Raw genomic sequence first — 7,368 nt, forward strand, 5'->3', positions numbered from 1 at the left:
GTCGAAACACATCATTGCGCCAAGGATAATACCCAGTAGTACTGCACTGTCAGATCCCATGTTGTTTAGGAAGTCAGTCAGGCCGTTCATGATGCCTGAAACTGGACCGCCTACGATGTAGATCATGACAAGTCCGGTGAACAATGTTGCCACAAATGGAATGATCAGAATCGGTTTAAGCGCTTCCATCGATTGTGGGAGTTTTACTTTGTCCGCAAGGAGCTTCGCTGCATAACCGGCAATGAAGCCAGCTGCGATACCACCTAGGAAACCAGCACCCGTTGAACTTGCTAGCATACCGCCAACAAGACCAGGAGCCAGACCCGGACGGTCAGCAATTGAGAACGCGATGTAACCAGCAAGTACAGGAATCATCAATGCGAATGCAGAGCCACCACCAATGTTCATCAAGGCTGCTGCTAGTGTGCCTTCTTCTTTAAATGCTTCAATACCGAACACGAAAGATAGAGCGATGATCAAACCACCTGCAACGACGACAGGAAGCATGTGCGAAACACCCGTCATTAGGTGTTTGTAAGCGCCTTTTTTCTCTTCGGTGGAAGATGAAGAGTTAGCTGAACCAGAATGTTGATACACCGTGGCTTGCTCGAATGCTTTGTCCATCTCTTCGGCTGTTTTCTTCAGAGCTGGACCTGTTTTCGTGCGGTACATCTTTTTGCCGTTAAAGCGATCAAGTGGCACTTCAATATCCGCAGCAATGATCACCAGATCGGCGTCTGCAATTTCTTGCTCAGTCAGTTGGTTTTTAGCGCCAACTGAACCACGAGTTTCCACCTTGATTTGATGGCCACGACGCTTGCCTTCTTCTTCTAAAGCTTCTGCCGCCATAAAGGTATGCGCAACGCCAGTAGGGCATGCCGTGATTGCAACAATCTTCTTTGATGCTGATGTTGTATCTGTAGTGATAGGGGCTGCAAGTGTGGTTGCTTTTTCAAGTAAAGTGGCGTTTTCAACCGCTTGCTGGAGAAACGCAGTTGCGTCTTTTGCTACTTCGCTAATTTCCGCTTGGTAAACCTTTTTTCCTACAAAACGAGAAGTGTCGACGCTAGTATTTGCCGCAATGACAATGACTTCTGCTTGTTCAACGTCAGCTTCCGTCAATAGTGTTGGTTCAACCACACTTGATTGACATTCTATTTTGGCATTCCAGTTTAATTTTGCGGCGGCTTGTTCTAGTAATCCTGCCGCAAGGATGCTATTTGCTACACCGCTCGGACAGGCAGTAATAATGGCAATATTCATACGATAACCTTCTGTTCCTTAGTTTTGTTCTAAGTTTGTAATAGGGTAAAGCGCGCTAACTTCAGTTTGTCGCTTGATATTTTCCAGTTCTTCCTGACTGGTTAGCCCTACGCCAACTTGACTAACTGCCAAAGCAGAAAGTGCCGTAGCGAAGCGCAATAAATCGTTTTTAGGCATCAGTTGCATGTGGCCCCAACACAAGCCAGCGACCAGCGTATCGCCTGCGCCAACGGTGCTCACGACATGCATTCGAGGCGGTTTTGCACTAAGCCATTCGCCTTGGTTGAGCCACATAACACCGTCAGGTCCCATAGAAACCACGATGTTTTCTATGCCTTTGTCGCTCAGTGTTTGCGCTGCAGCTTGGCACTGTTCAGGTGTTGCTAGATGTTCGCCAACAAAATCACCAAGTTCTTCATCGTTAGGTTTAATTAACCATGGGTGAGCATCAATACCTGACTTCAATGCGGCTTTGCTACTGTCGAACAACACCTTTTTGCCTTGTTGATACAGTGCTTCTATCCATGCAGCGCATTGCTCTGCAGTAACACCGCCCGGTAGGCTGCCTGCCAATACAAAGTAATCGTGTGTTTCAGCAAGGCGGAATAGGGTTTCTTCAAAGCGCGCGATTTCTTCTGCCGTAACTTGAACACCAGGGAAGTTAATGTCACTAACGTTTCCATTAGCCTCAACGAGCTTGACGTTGATACGAGTTGCACCTTGTACTTCTACAAACTCATTCTTAACGCCGATGTCATTGAAAAGCTGATGGAATAGCTCAGGGTTATCTTTACCAAGAAAGCCGGTAACCGTGACATCTGCGCCTAAATCGCTCAACACTTTTGCTACGTTGACACCTTTACCTGCAGCGTGGAGATTGCTTTGCTGTACTAAGCTCACGGAACCAACGTTTAGTTCATTTACTGAACCTGTTAAATCCAATGCCGGGTTGAGCGTAATAGTGACAACCTTATTTGTTTTGTTTGTCATATCGGATCCTTAACCTTCACCAAGGCCAGAAGCGATTGCATTTCCGATAGACTCCAAGGCTTGCGGCGCATCAGGGCCTTCTGCTGTAAATTGAAGTTGGTGACCGTGCTTAACGCCCAGCGCGATAACTTTCATTAGGCTCTTCGCGTTTACTGCTTTTCCATCTCCGTCTAGGTTGGCAACACGTATAGTGGATTCAAACTTTTTCGCTTCTGCGACTAACATTGCCCCCGGACGAGCATGTAGGCCGTGAGAGTTTTTGATTTTAAATACAGCGGTATTGCCTTCTTCTGAAGATGCGGCTGTGACTTCTTCACCTTTGAACAAAGCAAGAATCTGTTCTACTGATGCATCTAAAAGCTTGCCGTGTTCATTGTTAAACACAATATTAGAAAGCGTTTTTAGGATAGATTGGTGAGCATTGTTACATGCTGCGAACGCGAAAAGTGCACGCACTTTTTGACCTTCATATTCGCAGTCGTTTGCCGTCGAGACAAATGACACACCTGTGCGAGTGACATGTTTGTCACTGCCAATTAACCACAGGCCATTACCTAAGTGAGTTGGTTGTTTGGTAACGAGATCGGCAACGAATTCGTTATCAGCACATCCCGTATTTTTCAACAGACCACCTGCAACAGCACTCATCTGTAGCATGTCGCTCGCAGGGAACATCAGTTGAATTAAAGAAGCGTCAAAGTCTGCTTCAAGCTGAACATCACCGTGCAGTAGGGCGATGATTTCGTCTTCATTTTTTGCATTACGCAGACGCTCTTCTACGCCATCTGCGCCTAGCACTTTGGTGAGCTGTTTAAGAATGCCAAGGTGTTCATCAGATTTAGCTGCGATACCGATAGCGACGAACACAGTATTGCCATCACCCCAGTCGACACCTTGTGGGAAGTGATGCACAGCAACACCCGTTGTTTTCACCATTGCACGAGTGTCGGTTGTACCGTGCGGGATGGCGATACCGTTCCCCAAAAACGTAGAGTTTTGGTTTTCACGGTTTAGCATGCCTTCAACGTAACCGCGTTCAACTAGGCCTTTATCAGTAAGGCTATGAGCAATACTCTTTATTGCTTCAAACTTATCTGTCGCTGATTGCGAGAGGGTAATGTCGTTCTTATTTAGCTTAAGCATGGTGCTTCTCCAGCCTTAAGGTATCAATTTAAAAATGTATTCTGTGTGAGAAGTTGAACTCCGCTTCTTCTGAGCGCTTATCACTCCTCAAACCTTTTATCTTTCAAGCTAAATCGATTCAGCTTGTTGGTAAATTTTTTTAAAAGACTCAGAAAAACTGTTTTAAAAACTGACGTTAACAAACGAGCCTTTGCCGCTGTCCTATAGCCTAGCTCACAAATTGGTTTGTTGCGTGTTCGGGTGATTTACGTCAATTTTTAAGTTTTGCTGAATCCTTTCAGCTTTTATACTGAATCGGTTCAGCTTATAATTCAACTTATCGAAAGATCGTTGATGTATTAATATGATCGCGCGCACAGAATAAGGTTTAGAATATGACACTGGATGAAATAGCCAAATTAGCGGGTGTTTCTAAGACAACTGCAAGCTATGTGATTAACGGAAAAGCGCAGAAATACCGCATCAGCGAGAGGACTCAGAAAAAGGTGATGGCCGTTGTAGATGAGTACAATTATAAGCCAGATCATGCGGCGTCTTCCTTGCGGGCAGGTAATTCACGCTCATTTGGGCTTATCATCCCAGACTTGGAGAACACCAGTTACGCACGCCTTGCAAAACTGATTGAACAAAACTCGCGTAAGGCGGGTTATCAAATTCTAATTGGCTGCTCAGATGATGATCCGGAAACGGAGAAAAAGGTTGCTGAAGCGCTAATCAGTCGCCGAATTGACGCGCTATTTGTCGCAAGTGGTATGCCATCGGCTAATGAGTATTATCTCAAGTTACAAAACTCGGGCACTCCGGTTATAGCACTTGACCGTCCAATGGATGATGAGCATTTTTGTTGCGTTATCAGTGAAGATTTTGATGCTGCTTTTGAGCTTACAGAATCGGTACTGTTACCAGAGATCAAAACCATTGGTTTGATTGGTGCGTTGCAAGATCTGCAAGTGTCGAAAGAGCGCGAACTGGGTTTTCTATCTGCTTCTCAACAAGGTGGTAAAACGGCAACAGTGGGTTATGGACAACACTTCTCCCGGGAAGAAGGCAAGAAAGTCTTAGAGAGATGGTTAACAGAGAACGAGCTGCCAGATGCCATTGTCACAACGTCATACACACTGTTAGAAGGCGTGTTGGATGTGATGCTCGAAAAGCCAGAACTCATGAGCAAAGTTCGCCTAGCGACGTTTGGTGATAATCGACTGCTGGACTTCTTGCCAGTGAAAATCAACTCTTTACCTCAACAATTTGAGTTGATCGCGGACAGCGCAATGGAGTTAGCACTCAACGCTTCCGCTAAGCGTTACAAGCCTGGCGTAGAACTTATCCCACGTAAAATTGTGAAACGCCACTGAGTAACTAAATAGGTTACTCAAAGCTTTACTTCAGCCGTCAGCGCCACAAATGCGTGGTCGCTGGCGTTTTTATCTCTGTCATAAATCGGGTTGATCAGATGTTGGTTAGACACCTGATAGTCAACAACCTCGGCAACCGATATATCTGATAAGGTGTCAAACTCTTGTGAGAGCAAGATATAGTCGAGTACATTCCCAGTGGAAAAATGATAATGCGTGGCGGGGCGTTCATCCTTCAGGGGGGCACTTTGCAATAACCAACCATCTTTGAGTTGTAGTTCAGTGACGCTGTCACCAGTATTGGATACCAATGCGCTGTTAACGCTGATAGGAGTGATAGGTTGATTCATATCGCCCATTAACACTGTCGGCATTGGTTCTTTTCGATACCTCTTTTGCATCGCGTCTCTTAACATCGCTGCTTCCCAGCCTCTTTGCTGGGTGGATAACCAGCGCCCAATAATCGTGCTAGACGTTTCTGGTTGTTCTGAGTCGGCCGGGCGTTGAGATTTCAGGTGCGTTACGTAAACAGCGATATGACCAAGTACAGGATGTATTACTTGGGCATAGATAGGTTTGCGACTGAACTCTGGAACAACACTTACTCCAAAAGGCTCAAGCGTTGCTAAGTCAAACTCTACCGCTTGTACTTTTTCTATTGGAAACCGAGATGCGATTGCCACAACAGGGCTTGAGTAAATGTACTCATCCTCAACATGTGGGGTGTCAACGGTCGCAAAGTAGGGGTAGCCGATGGTTGAAAAGAATGCCTGGGTCTTCTCGATACTGAATACTTCTTGTAAGCCAATCACGTCGCCTTCCAGTTTTTCAACTTGACGTTGCGTCCACGAAAGTTTGTCTCGCCATTGCTCTAACGAGTATATGTTCTCGAAATCATAGTAGGCGTTAGGCGGTGCGACAAAATTAAACAAGTTCGCAGTGACAAAGGTAATTCTACTTGGTTGAGACAAAGTATTCGCTCTTTTCAACAATAACTTAGAGAGTATATACCTTCAGGTTGCGTAATTGCAGCTTCGTTTGAGCTACGCATCGGTATACAAGCTAACAAGCGACAAGTTAAATGGGTTAAGAGGTGCTCAAATGCCAAGGCGAATCGGTGATTGAACATCGGCAGAGGTTTCTATTTTTAAGCATTGCGTTTAAACTTCAGGGCATCAAATAGTAAGAGTAAGTAACATGACCCAAGATTACGACCACGAAGAGTATTTAGAAGGCGAAGAGATTGAGATCGAAGCGATTGGCATCGATGTTGATGCGCATCCAATCGAACTGTACAAGCTTTTTAAAATCGCAAACTTGGTCAGCGGTGGCGGCGAAGCAAAACATATCATCGAGGAAGGCTACGTCGCGGTGAATGGTGAACTAGAAACACGTAAGCGCCGCAAGATGTATGATGGTGACTTTTTTGAGTTTAACCAGGAATATTATGTTGTGGTTTGCGATGCGCCAGTAACCGAACCTGAAACGGCAGAGCAAAAAGCAGAAAAGAAAGCGAAAAAAGAAGCGCCGTCTTCTCGTAAAGATAAGTCTCGTCAAAGTAAGTCACCTAAAGCCTCTGGGCCTAAATCAACAGGCCGTAAAGCGGCACATAAAGAGCGTAAAGCGCAGAAAGAAGCGTTGTCTCAGTCTGCTAAGAAAGGCAAAAAAGAAGACAAACCGCAAGCCACTCGTGATCCGAAGAGCGGACGTAATTCTATTGATTTTTTCTAGGGAAATGAACGCTTAACTAAATAAGTGACATCTGAGTAAAACTAAAAAGCGCCGAGCATATTATATCGGCGCTTTTTTGGTTTCACTGTGCTGTAAGTGGGCAGTGTCAATGCACTGTCGTCTCGATGTTTAGGCTATCTGTCCAGTGATGAATGGCACAAGGCTTTCCTAAGTAAAAGCCTTGGTAATAATCCAAATTAAGTTGATACATAGCTTGTAGCTGCACGTCTTCTTCAACCCCTTCTATAATGACTTTTGCTCCCATATGATCCGCTAGATCAACGGCGCTATGTATGGAAAAGGTTTCTCCGGCGCAGTAGTCTAGCAAATAGGAACGATCGATTTTGATGATGTCAGGGCAGAGCTGCTGAACACGTGCGATATCAGAATGTTGGGCGCCAAAATCATCGATAGCAAAGATAAAACCATTCGCTTTCATTAACTGTACGGCTTTGATTAATAAATCCGTATTTCCGCATGACTCTTCGACTACTTCAAAAACTACGTCTGATGGGCTCATACCAAGTTCGGAAAGGCGTTTGTAAAGCAGGCCGTTATCTTTAAAGCCCATGTCTTTGGTTAGCGTGAGTAGCGTTTGAGGCATGACGTTAAGAAACAGTTTGATCGGTGTCCCTGCGAAATAGCGTGCAAAATTTCGAATGTGCATTGCTCTGGATAAAAACTCTACACATAAGCGAAAGTAGGGATCAAGAGCATTATTGGCCAGAAACACGTCAGGACGAATTAGGGAACCATCAATGCCACGAATACGCAGTAAGGCTTCCATACCAATAATACGTTGGCGTCTATCAAAAATTGGCTGATAAACACTGTGAAAAGTGAATTGATTGAGAACTACGTAATATTCACCAAGATTATCTTGTTT

Annotated in this window: 7 protein-coding genes; 2 read left to right on the forward strand and 5 right to left on the reverse strand. The window is 45.0% G+C overall.

Annotated elements, in window-relative coordinates:
- From CAG68_RS16380 to fruB, 3 genes are all read right to left on the reverse strand, one after another.
- Nucleotides 1–1,263: PTS fructose-like transporter subunit IIB (locus CAG68_RS16380; RefSeq protein WP_161441374.1), on the reverse strand; the 1,263-nt coding region annotated here is incomplete at its 3' end.
- A gap of 18 nt (nt 1,264–1,281) precedes the next feature.
- Complete coding sequence (gene pfkB, locus CAG68_RS16385; protein ID WP_161441375.1) at nt 1,282–2,253, reverse strand: 1-phosphofructokinase; 972 nt, start codon at nt 2,251–2,253, stop codon at nt 1,282–1,284.
- 9 nt (nt 2,254–2,262) lie between these two features.
- A complete protein-coding gene (gene fruB / locus CAG68_RS16390; RefSeq protein ID WP_161441376.1) occupies nt 2,263–3,396 on the reverse strand; it encodes a fused PTS fructose transporter subunit IIA/HPr protein in 1,134 nt (377 codons plus the stop codon).
- Nucleotides 3,397–3,770: 374 nt separating this feature from the next.
- Here fruB and cra point away from each other — a divergent pair, with 374 nt between their 5' ends.
- Nucleotides 3,771–4,751 (forward strand): catabolite repressor/activator, encoded by a 981-nt coding sequence (gene cra, locus CAG68_RS16395; protein ID WP_161441377.1) that lies wholly within the window; start codon nt 3,771–3,773, stop codon nt 4,749–4,751.
- Nucleotides 4,752–4,768: 17 nt separating this feature from the next.
- Here the strand turns inward: cra and CAG68_RS16400 are convergent, their stop codons facing one another.
- Nucleotides 4,769–5,722 (reverse strand): endonuclease/exonuclease/phosphatase family protein, encoded by a 954-nt coding sequence (locus CAG68_RS16400; RefSeq protein WP_161441378.1) that lies wholly within the window; start codon nt 5,720–5,722, stop codon nt 4,769–4,771.
- Between the two features lie 226 nt (nt 5,723–5,948).
- Between CAG68_RS16400 and CAG68_RS16405 the strand changes: the two genes are divergently transcribed.
- A complete protein-coding gene (locus tag CAG68_RS16405; RefSeq protein WP_161441379.1) occupies nt 5,949–6,482 on the forward strand; it encodes an RNA-binding S4 domain-containing protein in 534 nt (177 codons plus the stop codon).
- 106 nt (nt 6,483–6,588) lie between these two features.
- On the opposite strand, the gene CAG68_RS16410 is transcribed toward CAG68_RS16405, so the two are convergent.
- The coding region (locus CAG68_RS16410; protein ID WP_161441380.1) for an EAL domain-containing protein at nt 6,589–7,368 on the reverse strand (780 nt) is incomplete at its 5' end.

This window comes from Vibrio sp. V42_P2S4T144 (genome assembly GCF_009904715.1).
Taxonomy (GTDB): Bacteria; Pseudomonadota; Gammaproteobacteria; order Enterobacterales; family Vibrionaceae; genus Vibrio; species Vibrio alginolyticus.

Excerpts from the sequence above, each read along its gene's own strand:
- pfkB (WP_161441375.1), bottom strand. The coding sequence starts at position 2,253 with ATGACAAACAAAACAAATAAGGTTGTCACTATTACGCTCAACCCGGCA.
- fruB (WP_161441376.1), bottom strand. The coding sequence starts at position 3,396 with ATGCTTAAGCTAAATAAGAACGACATTACCCTCTCGCAATCAGCGACA.
- cra (WP_161441377.1), top strand. The coding sequence starts at position 3,771 with ATGACACTGGATGAAATAGCCAAATTAGCGGGTGTTTCTAAGACAACT.
- CAG68_RS16405 (WP_161441379.1), top strand. The coding sequence starts at position 5,949 with ATGACCCAAGATTACGACCACGAAGAGTATTTAGAAGGCGAAGAGATT.